Origin of the sequence: Streptomyces anulatus (assembly GCF_014650675.1) — a bacterium.
GTDB classification, from domain to species: Bacteria; Actinomycetota; Actinomycetes; order Streptomycetales; family Streptomycetaceae; genus Streptomyces; species Streptomyces anulatus.
Genome location: NZ_BMVK01000017.1, coordinates 26,125 through 43,628, shown reverse-complemented (window position 1 = coordinate 43,628; position 17,504 = coordinate 26,125). Strand labels below are relative to the sequence as shown.

The following is a 17,504-nucleotide window of genomic DNA, read 5'->3' as shown; positions in this document are numbered from 1 at the left end:
TGTGTTCGGCAGAGCTGCGGAGCCGGTGAGACCCATGAGGCCGGCAGGACCGGCGGGGGCTGCGGGACCGGCGGAGGCAGCCGGACCGGCCGGACGGACGGGGCCGGGGGGACGGCCGTTGCTGGCCCGCCTTCTCGTCCTGTTCCTGCTGGCGGGACTCGTGCCCCTGCTCGGCGCCCCCGGCGTCGCCCGGGCCGCCTCCGGCTGCTCCGGCCGCCCGGCGAAGACGGTCGGGTTTTCCACGGGAGAGCTGCGCGTCTACAAGAGCCGCGCCCATGTCTGCGCGGTGACTGTCGCGAAGAAGCCCGGCAAGCGGCGGACGATGAGCGTCACGCTCCAGGCGCGCGGCGGACGCGCCGTCTCCGACAAGGGCAAATACACCAAGATGGCCGGCCCGGTCACGGTCAACGCGCTCAACCGGTGCGTACGGGCCACCGGCGCGATCGGCAAGAAATCCGCCGCCACCGGATGGATTCTCTGCTGACCTTTCCGCCGGCTTCCCCCCTTCTCCGCCGACTTCTTCACTGACACGGACAACCGGGTCTGGCGTGGCGTGTGTTGCCCCGATAAGTTCACGGCGACTGTTGTGAATCAAGGGGAGGGTGCATGCGCAAGGCGCTCACAGGGGTTCTCTCGCTCGCTGTGCTCATAGGCACGGTCGGAGCCACGGGGGCCTCGGCCGGTGCGGCCACCGCCGCGGAGCCGGCCGCGAAGCGGAGCAGCGGCGCTGCCGGAGGCAGCGAAGCGAGCAACGAGGACATCAAGGACCGCATCCTGGCCATCCCGGGCATGAGCCTGATCGAGGAGAAGCCGTACGCGGGTTACCGCTACTTCGTCCTCAACTACACCCAGCCGGTCGACCACCGGCGCCCGTCCAAGGGCACGTTCCAGCAGCGCCTGACGCTGCTGCACAAGGACGTGAGCCGCCCGACGGTCTTCTTCACCAGTGGCTACAACGTCTCCACGAACCCCAGCCGCAGCGAGCCGACGCAGATCATCGACGGCAACCAGGTCTCGCTGGAGTACCGCTACTTCACCCCGTCCCGGCCGGCCCCGGCCGACTGGTCCAAGCTGGACATCTGGCAGGCCGCCAGCGACCAGCACCGGGTGTTCACGGCGCTGAAGAAGATCTACGACAAGAAGTGGCTGGCCACCGGCGGGTCCAAGGGCGGGATGACCGCCACGTACTTCGAGCGCTTCTACCCGAAGGACATGGACGGCGTCGTCGCCTACGTCGCGCCCAACGACGTCAACGACAAGGAGGACTCGGCGTACGACCGGTTCTTCGCCAAGGTCGGGACCCAGGAGTGCCGCGACAAGCTGGCGGGCGTGCAGCGCGAGGCGCTGATCCGCCGGGCCCCGCTCCAGAAGAAGTACAAGGAGCTGGCCGCCGCCAACGGCTGGACCTTCAACACCGTCGGCTCCCTCGACCGCGCCTACGAGGCCACGGTCATGGACTACACGTTCGCGTTCTGGCAGTACAGCCTGCTCGCCGACTGCGTGGACATCCCGGCCGACGCCAAGAAGGCCACCGACGAGGACATCTGGAACTCCGTCGACGCCATCGCCGGCTTCTCCGGCTACATCGACCAGGGCCTGGAGACGTACACCCCGTACTACTACCAGGCGGGCACCCAGCTCGGGTCGCCGGACATCAAGCAGCCCTGGCTCGGCAACCTGAGCCGCTACGGCTACCAGCCCCCGCGCAACTTCGTGCCCCGCTCCATCCCGATGACGTTCGACCGGGGCGCGATGCGGGACGTCGACCGCTGGGTCAAGCGCAACGCCCGGCAGATGATGTACGTCAACGGCCAGAACGACCCGTGGAGCGCGGAGCCGTTCCGCCTCGGACGCGGCGCGAAGGACAGCTACGTCTACACCGTCCCCGGCGGCAACCACGGCTCGAAGGTCTCCGGTCTCCCCGGCGACGAGAAGGCGAAGGCCACCGCCGCGATCCTGCGCTGGGCGGGCGTCGCCCCGGCGGCCGTCGAGGCGGACCCGGCCAAGGCGAAGCCGCTGGCGAAGTTCGACACCAGGCTGGACCAGCGCAACGGTGAGATCGAGCGCGACGAGGCCACGCTGCGCCCGTAGCGCGGCCACGCTTTTCTCCTCGCGGCCGTCCCCGGTGGGCTGCCTCCTCCGGTCACTCTCCAGGTGACCGGCGGGCGCAGCCCACCGGCCTGTCCCCGCCCAGGGCGACGAACAGGTCCGTGGCGCCGGGGCACTGCGCCCGCTGCCGCACCGCCGACTCCACCCGGTAGCGCGGGGCACGGCCGCCCGTGTCCGCGCAGGCGGTCTCCGTGACCTCGCCCGCGCGGGAGGCCGTGACACAGTCCCCGACCACGGTCAGCGGGCCGCCTCCCTGCCCCGGGTCGCCCGGATGCGGGGGCTCCAGATTCCGCATGCAGGCGTAGCCGGTGGTGAGCCGGGAACGGGCCCCGGTGCCCGTCTCCGAGACATGCAGGACGAAGTCCGTGGCGTCCGGGCAGGGCGGTCCCGACGACGGGGTGCCCAGGTGCCGGGCGAGCACGGTGGCCGCGGCCTTCTCGCTGCGGCAGAACACCTCCCGGATCTCCGGGCCCCGCGAACTGCAGTCGCCGGGGCCGAGGAACACCACCCCGTACGCTGACGGGCCGGGCGAGGCGGGGACAGGCGCGGGCCCCCGGTCGTCGGTGACCGTCCCGTCCGGGATCCGGCAGGCCGTCAGCAGGAGCGCGGCGACCGGCAGGACCACGGCCAGGACCGCGACCCCGACCGCGCCCCGGACCCGGGCCCGGCCCCCCGGGGAAGTGTGCTCATCCATGAAGAAACCCCCGATACGTCCGTACAGACGTACACCCGGCGTGGCCCGCCGGAGCGGGGCCACGCCAGGTGCGCGGGGTGCTTTGCGTCCTCGGCCGGAGGGCGGGGCCGTCCGGCCGCCGTAGGGCTAGTACGACAGTCCGTGGCCCACCGGATACAGCACCTGCGTCGGGTCGTCCGCGCGCTGCACCGGGACCGGGAGGGTGCCCTCCGGATCGGCGTGGCCCGCGATCACCCGGGCGGCGGCGCGCAGTTCGACGTCGGTCCAGGAGTACGCGGCGAGGCTCGCGGCGACTCCGGTCCCGGTGAGATGGGCGACGTCGTACGGGTTGCGGACGGCGACGGTGACCACCGGGACGCCGGTCGCCACGAGGGCCGTGACCAGGGTGCGCTGCGAGCTGGTCGCCGTGACGTTGTACGTCGCCACGACCACCGCGTCCCTGCCCTCGGCGGCGGCGACCGCTTCGGCGATCTTCGCCTGGTTCGGAGCCGTACCGGTGGACAACGCCCTCGCGGTGAAGCCCAGTTCACCGAAGGCGTTCGCGAGGGTGCTGGTCGGCGGGCCCGTCGTCCCGGAGGGGGAGGCCGGATCGGCTCCCACCACCAGCAGGTTGCGGTGGCTGCGGCGGGAGAGCGGCAGCAGCGAGCCCGGGTCGGCGAGCAGGGTCGTCGTGCGCTCGGCGATCCGGTCGGCGGCGGCCCGGTGGGCGCGGCTGCCGACCGTCCGTTCGACGCCCCGCCGGCTGACGAACGGGTCCCGGAACAGGCCCAGACGGCTCTTCAGCCGCAGGATCCGCAGGATCGATTCATCGACGCGCGCCTCGCTGATCTCGCCGCCCCGCACCGCCTCCAGCACGGCGTTCCAGGCGACGGAGAGGTTCGGCGGGTTCAGCAGCTGGTCCACGCCCGCCAGCAGGGCGAGGACCGGCACGCGGTCGTCGCCGTACTTCGTGCGCACGCCCTCCATGCCGAGCGAGTCGGTGACCACCACCCCGTCGTAGCCCAGCTCCTCGCGGAGGATGCCGGTGAGGATCGGCCGGGAGAGCGTGGCCGGGTCCTCGGACGGGTCGAGTGCGGGGACCACGATGTGCGCGGTCATGATCGAGTCGATACGGGCCCGGATCGCGGCGCGGAACGGCGGGGCGTCCAGCTCCTCCCACTGCGCGCGGGTGTGGTTGATGACGGGCAGCCCGGTGTGGCTGTCGGTGCTGGTGTCGCCGTGGCCGGGGAAGTGCTTGGCGGTCGACGCGATGCCCGCGCCCTGATAGCCCTTCACCTGCTCCGCGACCAGGGCGGCGACCGAGGCGGGGTCGGAGCCGAAGGACCGCACGCCGATGACCGGGTTGGCCGGGTTGACGTTGACGTCGGCGTCCGGCGCGTAGTTCTGGTTGACGCCGAGCGCGGCCAGTTCGGCGCCCGCGATCCAGGCCGCCCGGCGGGTGTCGGAGCGCGAGCCGCCCGCGCCCAGGGCCATCGCGCCCGGGAGCAGCGTGGCGGGTTCGCCGACCCGGCAGACGATGCCGTGCTCCTGGTCGGTGGAGACGAGCAGCGGCAGCCGGGAACGCCCGGCGAGGGCCGCGCGCTGGAGGCCGTTGGAGAGCTCGGCGATCTGGTACGGGTCGCGGGTGTTGTGCGCCCAGGTGAAGTAGATGATGCCGCCGACGTGGTACGTGGAGATCAACTCGGCGGCCGTACGGACCCCGATCTCCTTGAGGTTCGCGTCGATGTCGGCCTGGTCGGGGTCGGTGGCGGAGTGCCCGTAGACCCGCATCACGAAGAGCTGGCCGACCTTCTCCTCCAGGCTCATCCCGGCGATGATCCGTCGCAGCCGGCGGTCGGTGGAGGTGTTCGTGGAGTCCGCGGACGCGGTGGAGGGGACGGCGAGGACGCCGGTGGCCGCCGCCGCCGTGGCGGCCGCGGTGGCGGTGAGAAGGGTGCGTCTTGAGGTGCGGTGGGGCACGTGAGCTCCTTCCTGGGGTGAAAGAAACTTTCAAGTGAGTACGCTTATAGGGAAAATAACTTCCGGTCAAGAGGGTGGGCCGCCCGCGTCACGCCCCGCACGCGAACGGGGGAAGGCGGAAGCGCACCGGCACACGGCCTCGCCCGGACGCGGAAAAGCGCGGGGACACCGCCTCGCACCGGTCCCCGCGCCCCCGTACCGCCCCGCCGCTACTGCTTCGGCGCCCCGAGCCGCAGCAGGTGCTCGCGCCCCGCGCCCAGCAGACCCGGCAGCTCCGGCGCCCCCGGGTGCCAGCGCTTCTCGTACTCCCAGCACACCCACGTATCCGGATCGAGCCCGTCCAGGCAGTCCGCCAGCGGAACCACCCCGGAGCCCAGCGCCACCGGCGTGAGGTCGTCCGCCGACGCGACGTCCTTCACCTGGACGTATCCCAGGTGCGGGGCGAGCACCGCACGGCTGGCGGCCGGCTCCTCACCGGCGAGCCAGGTGTGCAGCACATCCCAGATCGCGCCGACCCGGGGATGCCCGACCGCGGCGACCACCCGGGCTGCGTCGAGGCCCGCCCGGTGCGAGTCATGGGTCTCCAGCAGGATGCTCACGCCCATGTCGGCGGCGGCCGGTGCGGCCGCTCCGAGCCGTCGGGCGGCCGTCGCGTCGGCCTCCGCCTGCTCCTGGTCGCCGCCGCCGGGGAAGACCCGGACGTAGGACGCGCCCAGGTCCCGGGCCAGCTTCACCAGTTCGGACAGCTCCGCCAGGACCGGTTCGTCGTCCCCCTCGGCAGCCGCCCTCACATACCCGGCGAGAGCCAGGATCTCCACCCCGCCGGCCTTGAACTCCTCGACCACATCGGCCCGTTCCAGCGACGAGAGCCCCAGGTGCACCGGCTCCTCGGGGTGGACGCGCAGCTCCACCCCTCGGTAGCCGTTCGCGGCCGCGAGCCGGACGACCTCGGAGACCGGCGTTCCCGGCACCCCGAGGGTGGAGAATGCGAGCTTCATCGTGCGTGTCCTTCCCTAGTGCCGTCGCCCCGCTCCTGCCCGCCGGGCCGGTGGTCACTCCCGGACGCCGGCCTCCTCAGCCGGTTCCCCGCAGCAGTCGCTCCAGGCTACCCAGCAGCTTCAGCGCGTCCTCGCGCCGCGCACCCTCCAGCAGGCCCGCGCCGGACGCCGCGCGCTGCTCGGCCTCCCGCACCCGCTCCGGGGTGATCACCCGCAGGGCGGCGGCGGCCTGCCGGGCGAACATCGCGAGCAGGTCCAGCTCCCGGACGCCCGACCGGGCCTGCGGGGAGGGGTCCAGTACCTCCAGCACGCCGAGGATCCGGGAGTCGCTGATGAGCGGGGCCGCCATCAGGGAGTTCGGCACGTACGCGGTCGACTCGGCCAGCGAGCGGTCGAAGGCCGGATCGGCGCTCAGGTCGTCCACCACCATCGGTTCGCCGGAGGTCGCCACCCACCCGGCGATCCCGCGGCCGGCCGGGAACCGGCGGCCCACGAGGAACTCCTCGCCCTGCCCGGACACGGCCTGGAAGACCAGCTCGTCCGCCTCCTCGTCGAGGAGGAAGACCGAACTTGCCTCGGCCCCGAAGATGGCGCGGGCCACATCGACGACGGACTGGAGCAGCTCGCTGCGCGGCGCGTCGGCGTCCGGGGCGGCGGCGGGGGAGAGGGACGGGGCGGAATCAGTTCTCTGAGTCATCACGGATATCTCCTGCCGCAGTGGAAGGACGCGGCGCGTGGCGCACATTGGCCGCGGACAGATAGAGGGCGTTCTTGAGCTGGAAGGCCGTCATCCGGGGATGCGCGGACAGGACGCGGGCGCAGAGCCCGGCGACGTACGGCGTGGCGAAGCTGTTCCCCGTGGTGCGGATCGTCCGGCCGCCCAGCCACGGCACGGTCACGTTCTGGCCGGGACCGAAGAACTCCACCGGGGGATCCGGGTTGTACAGGTGCAGTTCGGGGTCGTCCTCCTGATGGCTGCCGACCGAGATCACCGAGGCGAACCGCCACGGAAAGCTCTCCACCGGGGTGTTGTGGGCCGAGGCGACGATCACCGTACGGGCGAAGTAGGCGCTGTCGGCCAGGCTGTGCAGCTCCTGCGCGAACCGGGTGCGGGTGGTCGACAGGCTGAGGTTGATCACGTCGAAGCCCTGCTCCACCGCCCAGCGCAGCCCGGCCATCAGGACGTCGCCGGTGCCGGAGAACCGCTCACCGAGCACCCGCACACTGTGGATCTCGCACTCCGGGGCGGTCCGGCGGACGATGCCCGCACACGCGGTGCCGTGCCCGCAGGTGTCCCCGGTGGTCGTCGGCTCGACCGTGATCTCCCCGCTCTCCGCGTCCTTGACGACCACCCAGGAACCGGCCAGCGGGCCGATCAGCGGATGGTCCCGCTCCACACCCGAATCCACCACGCACACCCGTACGCCGCGCCCGGTGGCGGGCCCGGCGGGGCGGCCGAGCGGTGGCCCGGGGTCCGCCAGCACCGGTACGTCCTCCGGGCCGCGCCCGCGCAGACTCCAGGTCAGCCCCTGCCCCGGGGCCCTGCGTGCCCCCGGGGCCGGTCGCGGCTCTCCCGGCCCCGTCCGTTCCGGTTCCGTGGTCGTCATCGGTCAGCTCCTCTCCCTCGTCGTGGCCATGGGCCGGGGCGGATTCGCGAGGAAGCCGGAGACCCGGCGCACCCCCGGCAGATGCCCCTTGCCCGTGAAGTGCGCCCCGGCCGACCGGGCCGAGACCCCGGCCTCCGGCCACCGGCCCAGGGCGGCGAGTGCCTGCGCCCGGTCCAGCTCGGCCGTCGCCTGCACCAGCGGGGAGTCCGTGAGCAGCGAGGCCCGGACCGCCCGGTCCGCGTGTTCCGCCGCCTCCTGCGGGCGGTCCCGCACCGCCAGCCGGGCCCGCAGCCCCGCCAGATCCACCGCGTCCGCCCGGCTCAGCCCCGATGTGTCGCCGACGCCCGCCAGCCGGGCGGCCGCCCGGTCCTCCCGGCCCGCGTCCAGCTCCAGCCGGGCCGCGTCCAGCGCCACCGCCGTCCGCATCCCGGCCGCACCCGTGCGCCGGGCCGCCGCGTCCGCCCGGCCGAGCAGGTCCAGGGCCGTCGCGCCGTTGCCGAGCAGCGCCTCCACCGTCGCCCGGAACACCGGAAGGAACACCTCCGCCTCCGCGAACCCCAGCTTCCCGGCCAGTCGTTCCGCCTCGGCCAGGCAGTGGTACGCCTCGTCGGGCCGGCTCTGGAGCGCGTACAGCACCGCCAGCGGGCAGTTGAGGGTGACCCGGACCGTGGGCCGGCCCGCCCCGTGCGCCGCCAGCAGCGCCCGGCAGCGGATCACCGCGGCGGGCACCGGAACCGGCCCCCGCCACAGGGAGACGCCGATCGCGCCGAGCGCCCCGGCCCGTTCCGGCTCCGCACCGGCCAGCACCGCGTGCTCCAGGGCCCGCGCCTGGTCCCGCTCCGCCTCCTCGTGCCGCCCGGACCGCTGGAACTGCTGGGCGAGCCGCAGATGGGCCCGCGCCCGGCCGGTCGAGTCCCCGGCCGCTTCGAACACCGGGAGCACGGCCCGGGCCACGGCGGCGGGGCCGGGCCCCGGGCCGCCCGGATCCAGCACCGCGAGCGCGAGGCGGGCATGCGCGGCCTCCACCGCGTCGGCCCCCGAGTCCCGTACCCGGCGCAGCAGTTCGGCCCCCTCCCCGGTGCGGCCCAGCGCCACCCGTACCTCGCCGAGCCGCCGCGTCGCCGCCGGATCCCCGGGGCACAGGTCCACCGCCCGCTCCAGCAGGCCGTGCGCCCAGTGCAGGTCGGACCGGGCGGCGGCCTGCGCCCCGGCCCGGCCCAGCGCGGCGGCGGCCCGTTCGCGCAGCCGCCGGGCCGGATCGTCCAGCAGGCCCAACTCCGCGCGGTAGCGGTAGGCGCGCTCCAGATGACCGCCGACCGCGCCGTCGCCGCTCCGCAGCACGCTGGGCAGCTCCGCCGCCCAGGCATGGCGTTCCGCCTTGGCCCGCTTGGACAGCGACGCGTACGCGACCTCGTGCACCAGTCCGCTGCTGAACCGGTACGCCGCCGCCTCCCGGCCGTCCGACGGCCCCGACTCCACCAGACGGCGACGGCCCAGCACCGCCAACGCCTCCTCGACGTACCGCCGGTGCTCCGGGGCCGCCCCGGCCGCCCCGGTCGCCCCGGCGAGCTGCCCGGCGTCGTGGCCCTCCCCGGCCCGTACGGACAGCTCCAGCCGGACCAGTTCCGGCGCGGTGAACTCCCGGCCGATCACCGCGGCCAGGTCCACCACTCCGCGCTCCGCCCTGGCCAGGGCCCCGATGCGCGCACCCAGCAGGGCCTGGAGCGTGGGCGGCAGATCCTCCTCGGCGGCGGGTTCCCCCGGACGGGAGGCGGCCGCCGGGTCCGCCCGGTCGCCGACCAGGAGCTGTTCCAGGTAGAGCGGATTGCCCCCGGCCCGCGCCAGGAGCCGGTCGTCCACCGGGGCGGGCCCGCTGTCCGGACCGGCGAGACCGGCCGCCAGCCGCGCCGCCTCATCGGGCGGCAGGCCGGTGAGCTGGAGTTGCCCCGCACCACCGACGGGCTCGTCACCGCCGATGGGCCCGTCCCCCTCGTCCGGCCCGTCCGGCCGCCCGGCGCAGAGCAGCAGCACCCCCGCGCACCCCGAGCCGTCCGCCAGTCGGCGCACCGTGCGGACCAGCAGCGGGGCCGCCGCGTGCCAGTCGTCCAGCACCAGGACGACCGGGCGGACCAGGGCGGCCCGCTCCAGGACCGCCGTCAGGGCCGCGCACATGTCCTCGAAGGGCGCGTTCGGCGTACCGTCGCGCAGCAGACCCCCGGACAGCAGGGCCATCGCGTCGTCGACCGCGAGACCGCCGGCCGCGTCCTTCACGTCGTCCGCAGGCCCGTCCGCAGGCCCGGACCCGCGTCCGGGCGTGGGCGCGCTCCCGGCCGCCACCAGCGAACGCACCGCGTCGGCCAGCGGGGCGAGCGTGCCGTGGTCCCCGTAACTGCGGCACCGCCCCGCGCCGTACACCAGCGCCCCGGACGCCGACCGCAGCGCCAGCCACTCCCGTACCAGCCGGGTCTTGCCGATGCCCGCCTCCCCGGTGACCCGCAGCAGCCCGGCCCCGTCGCCGCGGGCGGCCCGCTCCAGGGCGGCGTCCAGCGCTCGCCGTTCGGCGTCGCGGCCGACGAAGGGGACGTCGAAGCGGCGCAGCAGTTCGGGGTCGTCCGCGCCCAGCGCCAGCAGCCGGTGGGCCTCCACACTATCCCGCTTGCCCTTCAGCCGCAGCGGCCCGGTGGGTTCGGCCCGCACCGTCGGGCCGGCGGCGAGCAGGGTTTCCGGGCCGATCAGGATCTCGCCGGGGCCCGCGTTCTGCTCCAGCCGGGCGGCGATGTTGACGGTCTCCCCGGAGACCAGGGCCTGCCGGGCGGTCGTGTCCGAACCCGCCACCACCTGACCGGTGTTGACGCCGATACGGGTGGTCAGCTCGATGCCCAGGGTGGCGTCCAGCTCCTCGTTCAGCCGGGCCAGCGCCCGGCGCATCCCGAGCGCCGCGGCCAGCGCCCGGCGGGCGTCGTCGTCACGGACCACCGGTACGCCGAACACGGCCATCACCGCGTCCCCGATGAACTTCTCCGGGGTGCCGCCCCGAGCCACGATCTCGGCGCTCATCGCCTCGAAGTAGCGCAGGGTCACCGTGCGCAGCGTCTCCGGGTCCAGCACCCCCGACAGCGCGGTGGACCCGACGAGATCGCAGAACAGCACGGTCACCGGCTTGCGTTCGTCACCGGCGGGTGCGGCCGGGGCGGGTCCGGCCCCGGCGGTCCCGGTGGTCGCGCACGGCGTCCCGCAGGACGAACAGAACCGGGCCGTCGGCGGCAGGTCCTGCTGGCACGAGGAGCAGTTCATGGGGGTCCTTCTCTCCCGGGGGCCGTGCGGTCAGGGGGTGTCGGGCGGGTTCACCGGGCGGTCTCCCCGGCATGCACGGGCCCGGCGGCGGTGAACCGGCGCCGGGCCCGTAACGGTGATCGGTCACCGGCCGTCGGTCGGAACAGCCGGTGACTGGTCACCGGCCGCCGGTCAGAACAGGGCGCCGCCGGCGATCTCGCCGTGCGCCTGGACCTCCGGCCCCACGGCGTCCAGCCGGCCCTTGACGTCCAGCAGCACCGCCAGTTCCTCCGGGGTGAGCCCGCTCAGCACCTCGCGCTGCTCCTCGGTGAGCAGGTCGACGGGGAAGCCCGCCTCGTACAACGCGTCGGGCAGCACCGGCCGTCGGCCGTTCTCGGGTGGTCCGGTCATGGTGTGACTCCCATCGGTGGGACAGGTCCGGCTCCCCGCAGCGACGGCGCCGGTGCGGAGCGCCCGAGCCGGACGAACAGCTGGGTGAGCGCGTCGAGGGAGTGCAGCGCGCTGACCGCCACGGCCGCTTCCGGCCCCCGGCCGAGCGGCAGCCGGTCCAGCAGCGCGTACAGCTCGTCCAGGTGCTCCGTGTCGATCACTGAGTGCTCCCGTACGGTCCGCAGCGCGGCGGCGGGCAGTCCGGTCAGCCGGGCGATACGGCCGGTGAGACCGGGGGCGGGCGCGTAGCCCTCCAGTACGGCGATGTAGCCGAGCAGGGCGACCGGGTGGTGGTGCTCGATCCAGTAGTACTGGGGCCCGACGAGCGAGGCGACCAGGGGGGAGGGCAGCGGGCCGAGCGCGTCCTCGGGGTCGCCGCCCGCCGCCCTGAGGTCCTCCAGCAGCCAGGCGTCATGGCCCTCCTCCTCCCGGATGTGCTCCTCCAGGTACGCGGCGAGCGGCGCCGCCAGCGGATCGCCGGACGCGGCCCGGACGCGGGCGCGGTCGAGGGCCAGCTCCATCAGCGGGACGGAGGCGCGGATGACGGCGTGCATGGTGCACAGGTACGTCCGGTAGCGCGGCAACAGCCCGTCGGCACGCCACATGTGGTGGGTGGCGTCCCGGAACTCCGGCTCCAGCAGGAGGAGTTTGACCCGCAGACGGGCGGAGGCCCCCGTGGTGCCGAGCGGCACGGCGTTGGCTGTCGCGCTCATCGGAGGTCCTGCGCTTCGGTCTCCGGCAGCGGCGGCCCGCCCGTGACGACCAGCGGCGCGTACGCCGCGCAGCCGTGGCGGCGCACGACGCCCTGCGCGCCCTCCCGGGAGCCGCGCACCGCGGCCGTCAGGTCCAGCAGCGCTCCGGCCGCCCCGCCCGCCACGGCACGGGCCCCGGCCGCCGCCGCCTCGTCGCCGTCGAGCGCCCGGCAGCCGTCGCAGTAGGAGCCCGTCCCGGGGCCGGAGCCGTACCGGGCGGCCAGATGCGTGGGCCCGACCGTGCGGAGCATGCGCAGCACCGGGGACTCCAGCGCCCGGCGGCGCACGGTCGCCCAGTCGTCGACGCCGATGTGCCCGAGGTCCAGATGGGCCGGTACGGGCCGCCGGTCGACCGTGTCCTGGTTGCAGCAGGCCAGCACCCGGCCGTCGAAGGCGACCACCGGCCAGGCGGCCATCGAGCACGGCGACGCCGCCGCCGGGTCGGGGCCGGTGCGGGCGGGCCTGGCCCACGAGGCGGCCCGGCCGAACGGCCGCACCTCGTTGACGAGGCAGGGGACCCGGCCGCCGAACTCCTTCTCCACCGCCCGGGTGATGTCGGCGAGATACGGGTCGGACGCGCCGGTCCCGGTGAGGTGGAAGCTCACGGCCACGCCCTCGTCCCGGATCCGGTGCAGGGCGCGGAACACGTCGGCGCGCGGGACCTCGCGCTCGTGGTGGACGTCGAGGGAGGCCGAGAAGTGGTCGACGGAGCGGATCGCGCGCAGGATCGCGGGAGGAATCGCGGCGCCTCTCCGGCCGCGCCTGCTCGCGGACCGGGCGAAGAACATGCCGCTGAGCAGCGCGGTACGGGACCCGGCGCTGCGCGCCAGCGTGCTCAGCCGTTCGGCGAGCGCGGGCAGCAGCAGCGGTTCCCCGCCGGTGAGCATGGCGACGTCGGGCCGGTTCTCCTCGCTGAACGAGGCGACGAAGCGCTCCAGTTGACCGCCGTCCGGCTCCTCCCGGGTGAACAGGTCCGAGCCGGTCGAGCAGTGCGCGCAGCGCAGGGGGCAGCGCCGGGTGAGGCCGAGGAGCAGACCGGCGGCCGGGAAGGGCCGCCGTGCGACGAGTTCGGCGAGTTCCATGCGGGCCGCCTCCTTCGGGGCTGGGCGCGTCGGGCGCGTACCCAGGCTCCGCCGCGCCGGTTCGCGGACGGTCCGAAGGTGCTTCGGTGGCGGTATGGGCCCAGGTCGGGGCGGGTCCCCGGGCCGCAGCCGGGGCCCTCGGGCCGGGCTCCGTACGCCGCCAACTGGCCCGATACCGGAGCCATACCGCCGCCGAAGCGATCGCCAGGCCCGGCTTCCTAACTTTCTCGGCAACGGCAGGCACCGGCCGGCCGCACCGGACAACCGAGGGGCGATCCCCGACGGAACCCGGCCCCGCTGTGACGAGTGGATGGAGACCACCATGTCCGAGAACACCAAGCCCGCCGCCGGCGACGCCGAGGAGACCCCCGAGGTCGAGGCGCACTCCGTCCTGGACCTCCAGGAGACGGCCAACAACCACGACATCATCCAGCCCCCCGGCAACTGCGTCAGCACCGTGAGCCTCGTCCTCGGCTGACCGGACGGACCGTGCGGCCGTAAGGACTGTTCCGCACGTCCTTGGCCACGTCCGACGGGGCCCGTGCCCCGCAGCCGTGGCGCCGGCCGAAGCCGGGGCGGCCTCCGCGCACCGCGGAGGCCGCCCCGTCCCGCGCAGCCGACGACCATGACCTACGGGAGCCCCGATGGCCGAGCCGCTCCGTTCCAACCGTGATTTCCGGCTGCTCTGGTTGAGCGGCCTCTTCGCCGCTCTGGGCGGCCAGATGAGCGCCATCGCGCTGCCCCTGCTGATCCTCAAGGAGACCGGCTCCGCCGTGCAGGCCGGCGCTGTGGGAACGGTGGCCGTCTGCGCCGTGCTGATCACGATGCTGCCGGGCGGGGTCATGGCCGACCGGGTCGAACGCCGCCGGCTGATGCGCCTGTGCGACGTGGGCAGCCTGGCGGCCGTCACCGCTCTCGCCCTCGCCGTGTGGAACGGGCACGCCCCGATGGCCCTCGTCCTGCTGGTCGCGACCTCCGGCGCCGTACTGAACAGCGTCTACGCCCCCGCCGCGTTCGGTCTGATGCGCGCGGTCGTGCCGCCGGACCAGATGAGCACGGCGACCGCCCGGCTCCAGGCGCGCACCTCCACGGCCCGGCTGGTCGGCCCGCTCGTCGGAGGCGCGCTGTTCGGCGTGCATCAGGCCCTGCCCTTCACCGCCCAGTTCCTCGGGCTGTTCCTCTCCACCGTCTGTGTGGCGCTCGTGCGGACCCGCTCGGCGGCCAGGACCAGGGCGGGTTCGGTGTTCAGCCGCCGGGAACTCACCGCAGGGCTCTCCTTCCTGTGGCAACTCCCCTATCTGCGGACGGTGTTGCTCGTCTTCGGGCTGGGCATGAACTTCTCCTTCGGCGCCCTCACCTTCTCGGCGCTCGCCGTCTTCTCCGACAGCGGGCGCTCCGGCCTCGGCGGCGGCTTCGTCATCACCTGCGTCTCGGCGGGCGCCCTCGCCGGTGCGCTGATCGCACCCCGGTTCGCGGCGGAGCGCCACGTCCGGACGCTCATCGTCATCACCTGCTGGAGCTGCGTGGGAACGGCCGCGGTGCTGGCCTGGCTCAGCAGCCCGCTGGTGGCCGGACTGCTCTGCGCGCTCTGCATGTGCCTCTCGACGGTCGCCAGCATCGGCTTCCTCTCGACCCTGCTGGTCGTCACTCCCGAGGACCGGATCGGGCGGGTGCAGAGCGCCGCGGGCTTCCTCTCCTCGATCGTCCAGCCGTTCGGCCCGCTCGCCGGCGGCTTCCTGCTCGCCACGCTGGACAGCAGCGCCGCCTTCGGCGTGATCGGCTGCGTGCTGGCCGTCTCGGCGGCCGTCGTGACGCTCGCCCCCTCCGTCCGGGCCGGGGCCGCCGCCGCCCGGGAGAAGCCGGAACCGGCCGGAACCGTCTCCACCCGCCCGGCGACCGCCCCGGCCCCCGACGCCGCGGGTCCCGGCGCACCCTGAGGAGGAACCCCGTGCCCGGTCTCCACCAGACCCAGCTCTACTGCCTCGCCGACCGCAGGTACTACGAGACCCCCGCCCGGCTCCAGGACGAGGGCACCCGCTACCCGCTGGACTCCGATCCGCCGGGCGAGGGCTGGCGCCGGATCGCCGGCGGCCTGTGGACCTCCCTGCTCCCCGAGGACCGCGAACCGGCCGGGCAGGGCTGGAAGATCCATGTCTCCACCGTCCCGGAGGAGGCCGAGGAGACCCTGCTCGACACCGCCCGGATCTGCCGGGCCCACGGGGTGCCGTTCAAGTTCCTCCGCAGCGAGCGGGCGCTCCTGCTGATGTCCGGCAAGTACATGTCCCGTGCGGGCGCCGGGAAGTTCATCACGGTCTACCCGCCGGACGAGACGGCCTTCCTGCGGGTGCTGGACGAGCTGACCCGCGCCCTCGCCGGCCGCCGCGGCCCGTACATCCTCAGCGACCTGCGGATCGGCGACGCCCCGGTGTACGTCCGGTACGGGGCGTTCGTCTCCCGCTGGTGCCTCGACGAGGACGGCGAACGGGTGCTGGCCCTGCGCCACCCCTCGGGCGAACTGGTGCCCGACGAGCGCGGGGTGGTGTTCCGGGTACCGCCGTGGGTCACCGTGCCCGACGCGCTGCGCCCGCATCTGGCGGCCCGCGCCGCCGCCGGGGACGCCGCCTTCCCCTACGACGTCTCCGAAGCCCTCCAGTTCTCCAACGCGGGCGGCATCTACCTGGCCCGGCACCGGGAGACCGGCCGGCAGGTGGTGCTCCGCGAGGCCCGGCCGTACAGCGGTCTTGACGAGGCGGGCGACGACGCGGTGACGCGGCTGCACCGCGAGCACCGGGCCCTGACCGCGCTGGCCGGGCTGGACTGCGTTCCCGAGGTGTACGGCGTACGGACCGTGTGGGAGCACCACTTCCTGATCGAGGAGCACATCGAGGGGGCCACCCTCCTGGAGGAGATCGTCGGCCGCTTCGCCCTGCTCCACAGCACCGGCACCGCCGCCGAACTCGCCCCGTACACCGCCTGGGTGGAGTCGGTGACCGAGCGGCTGACCGAGGCGCTGGCCGCCGTCCACGCGCGCGGTCTGCGCTTCGGCGACCTCCACCCCTCCAACATCATCATCCGTCCCGACGGCCGCGTGGCCCTGATCGACTTCGAGTACGCCACGGCCCTGGACGACCGGGACACCCCGGTGGCGGGAGCCCCGGGACTCCAGGCGCCCGCCGGGACCGTCGGCGCGGAGGCCGACGCCTACGCCCTCTGGGCGACCTGGCTCTACATGCTGATGCCCATCATGGAGATGGCCGGCCACGACCGGGCCAAGGCCCTGACCCTGGAACGGTGGGCCCGCCGGAGGTACGGCCTCGACGCCGGGGCCGGACCGCGCCGGCCCTCGGTGCTGCGGGCCGCCGAGAGCACCGACGGCCGCGAGAGGGAGACCGCCGCGCTGCTCGACGGTCCCGAGCCGGACTGGGCCGGGCTGCGGGAGAGGCTGCTGCGGGGCATCCACGCGGGGGCGACGCCCGAGCGCACCGACCGCCTCTTCCCCGGGGACCCCGAGGTCTTCTCGACCGGCGGCAGCGACGTCGCGCACGGGGCGGCCGGGGTGCTCCACGCCCTGCACCGTACCGGGGCCCCGGTACCGCGCGTCTGGACCGACTGGCTCGTCGACACGGCCCGGCGCCGGGACCCCGCGGCGCCGGGCGGCCTCTACGGCGGGCTGCCGGGCACGGCGGTGGTGCTGTCCGCGCTGGGCCGCCGGGAGGAGGGCCGGGAACTCTACGAACGGTCCGCCGCCGCGCCCCCGTCCGCCTCGGCCGACCTGATGAACGGCCGCGCGGGCAGCGCGCTCGCCGCGCTGCGCCTGGCCCGGCCGGACCGCGCGGAGAACGGGTCGCCCGACGCCAAGATCGACCACGACCTCGTCGACGCCGCGGCCCGCACCGCCCACGACCTGGACCGGCTGGTGCGGGGCGAGTCCGTGCCGGGGCTGCGCGCGCCCGCGTCGGCGGGGCTGCTGCGCGGGCTGAGCGGTGCGGCCCTGCTCCACCTCGAACTGCACGCCCTGACCGGCGACGACCAGTTCCTGGCGGCCGCCGGCCGGGCCCTGGAGGCGGAGGCGGCCCACTGCGTGACCATGCCGGACGGCACCGTCCAGGTGAAGGACGGCCGACGGCACTTCCTCTACCTGGACCAGGGGAGCGGCGGTTTCGCCCTGGTGGCCCGGGCCTTTCTGGCCCGCCGCGACTTCCCGGCACTCGCCGCCCTGCTGCCCGGTGTGGCCAAGGGCTGTGCCTTCGAATTCGTCCGCGAGCCAGGCCTGTTCACCGGCCGGGCGGGGCTCATGGCCGTGGCGGGCGCCCTGTCGCCGGACGGCCGCGGGGCCCCCGGGGTCCTCGCCTCCGTACGCAACCTGTCCTGGCACCTGGTCGCCGACGAGGACCGGCTGTTCGTCCCGGGGGCGGGGCTGATGCGCTGCTCCGCCGACCTGGCCACCGGAGCGGCGGGGCTGCTGATGTCCCTGCACTTCCTCTCCGGCGCAAAGACCGGGCGCGACGGGACCGACGGGTCCGGGGAGACCGGCCTGCTGGAGCTGCTCACCCTGGGCTGAGCGACCGCGCGCGGAAGGG

At 74.6% G+C, this 17,504-nt stretch carries 14 protein-coding genes; 5 read left to right on the top strand and 9 right to left on the bottom strand.

Translation table 11 applies throughout. The features are described from left to right. Window positions 1-118 precede the first annotated feature (118 nt). Both IE272_RS30985 and IE272_RS30980 read left to right on the top strand, forming a co-directional pair. Window positions 119-484 (top strand): hypothetical protein, encoded by a 366-nt coding sequence (locus tag IE272_RS30985; protein WP_056707051.1) that lies wholly within the window; start codon window positions 119-121, stop codon window positions 482-484. 122 nt (window positions 485-606) lie between these two features. Beyond that, window positions 607-2,091 carry a S28 family serine protease gene (locus IE272_RS30980; RefSeq protein WP_050360860.1) on the top strand — a complete coding sequence of 495 codons (1,485 nt, stop codon included), beginning with the start codon at window positions 607-609 and terminating at the stop codon, window positions 2,089-2,091. Between the two features lie 52 nt (window positions 2,092-2,143). On the opposite strand, the gene IE272_RS30975 is transcribed toward IE272_RS30980, so the two are convergent. The 9 genes from IE272_RS30975 to IE272_RS30935 form a co-directional block, all read right to left on the bottom strand. Then, window positions 2,144-2,803: a hypothetical protein gene (locus IE272_RS30975; RefSeq protein ID WP_050360931.1), complete on the bottom strand. Its 660-nt coding sequence runs from the start codon at window positions 2,801-2,803 to the stop codon at window positions 2,144-2,146. Window positions 2,804-2,929: 126 nt separating this feature from the next. Continuing rightward, on the bottom strand, window positions 2,930-4,762 hold the full coding sequence (locus IE272_RS30970; RefSeq protein ID WP_190009113.1) for a glycoside hydrolase family 3 protein: 1,833 nt from the start codon (window positions 4,760-4,762) through the stop codon (window positions 2,930-2,932). A gap of 209 nt (window positions 4,763-4,971) precedes the next feature. Then, entirely contained in the window at window positions 4,972-5,760 is a 789-nt protein-coding gene (locus tag IE272_RS30965; RefSeq protein ID WP_057662896.1) for a sugar phosphate isomerase/epimerase family protein, read from the bottom strand. Between the two features lie 76 nt (window positions 5,761-5,836). Beyond that, window positions 5,837-6,457: a GAF domain-containing protein gene (locus IE272_RS30960; RefSeq protein ID WP_056707046.1), complete on the bottom strand. Its 621-nt coding sequence runs from the start codon at window positions 6,455-6,457 to the stop codon at window positions 5,837-5,839. After that, complete coding sequence (locus IE272_RS30955) at window positions 6,441-7,367, bottom strand: S8 family peptidase (RefSeq protein ID WP_190009111.1); 927 nt, start codon at window positions 7,365-7,367, stop codon at window positions 6,441-6,443. The genes IE272_RS30960 and IE272_RS30955 overlap by 17 nt, the downstream gene beginning before the upstream one ends. A 3-nt stretch (window positions 7,368-7,370) precedes the next feature. Continuing rightward, window positions 7,371-10,661, bottom strand: a complete 3,291-nt coding sequence (locus IE272_RS30950; RefSeq protein ID WP_190009110.1) for an adenylate/guanylate cyclase domain-containing protein — start codon at window positions 10,659-10,661, stop codon at window positions 7,371-7,373. Between the two features lie 171 nt (window positions 10,662-10,832). Continuing rightward, a complete protein-coding gene (locus IE272_RS30945; protein ID WP_069756450.1) occupies window positions 10,833-11,051 on the bottom strand; it encodes an aroma-sacti cluster domain-containing protein in 219 nt (72 codons plus the stop codon). Next, window positions 11,048-11,803 (bottom strand): iron-containing redox enzyme family protein, encoded by a 756-nt coding sequence (locus tag IE272_RS30940; protein ID WP_056707038.1) that lies wholly within the window; start codon window positions 11,801-11,803, stop codon window positions 11,048-11,050. Before IE272_RS30940 ends, IE272_RS30945 begins: the two co-directional genes overlap by 4 nt. Further along, window positions 11,800-12,924 carry a radical SAM protein gene (locus tag IE272_RS30935; RefSeq protein ID WP_190009108.1) on the bottom strand — a complete coding sequence of 375 codons (1,125 nt, stop codon included), beginning with the start codon at window positions 12,922-12,924 and terminating at the stop codon, window positions 11,800-11,802. Before IE272_RS30935 ends, IE272_RS30940 begins: the two co-directional genes overlap by 4 nt. A 322-nt stretch (window positions 12,925-13,246) precedes the next feature. Here IE272_RS30935 and IE272_RS30930 point away from each other — a divergent pair, with 322 nt between their 5' ends. The 3 genes from IE272_RS30930 (at window position 13,247) to lanKC (ending at window position 17,485) form a co-directional block, all read left to right on the top strand. Further along, on the top strand, window positions 13,247-13,402 hold the full coding sequence (locus tag IE272_RS30930; protein WP_164219961.1) for a hypothetical protein: 156 nt from the start codon (window positions 13,247-13,249) through the stop codon (window positions 13,400-13,402). A 166-nt stretch (window positions 13,403-13,568) separates the two neighbouring features. Next, window positions 13,569-14,861 (top strand): MFS transporter, encoded by a 1,293-nt coding sequence (locus IE272_RS30925; protein ID WP_050360848.1) that lies wholly within the window; start codon window positions 13,569-13,571, stop codon window positions 14,859-14,861. A gap of 11 nt (window positions 14,862-14,872) precedes the next feature. Beyond that, window positions 14,873-17,485 (top strand): class III lanthionine synthetase LanKC, encoded by a 2,613-nt coding sequence (gene lanKC / locus IE272_RS30920; protein ID WP_190009106.1) that lies wholly within the window; start codon window positions 14,873-14,875, stop codon window positions 17,483-17,485. The last annotated feature ends 19 nt before the right edge of the window (window positions 17,486-17,504 follow it).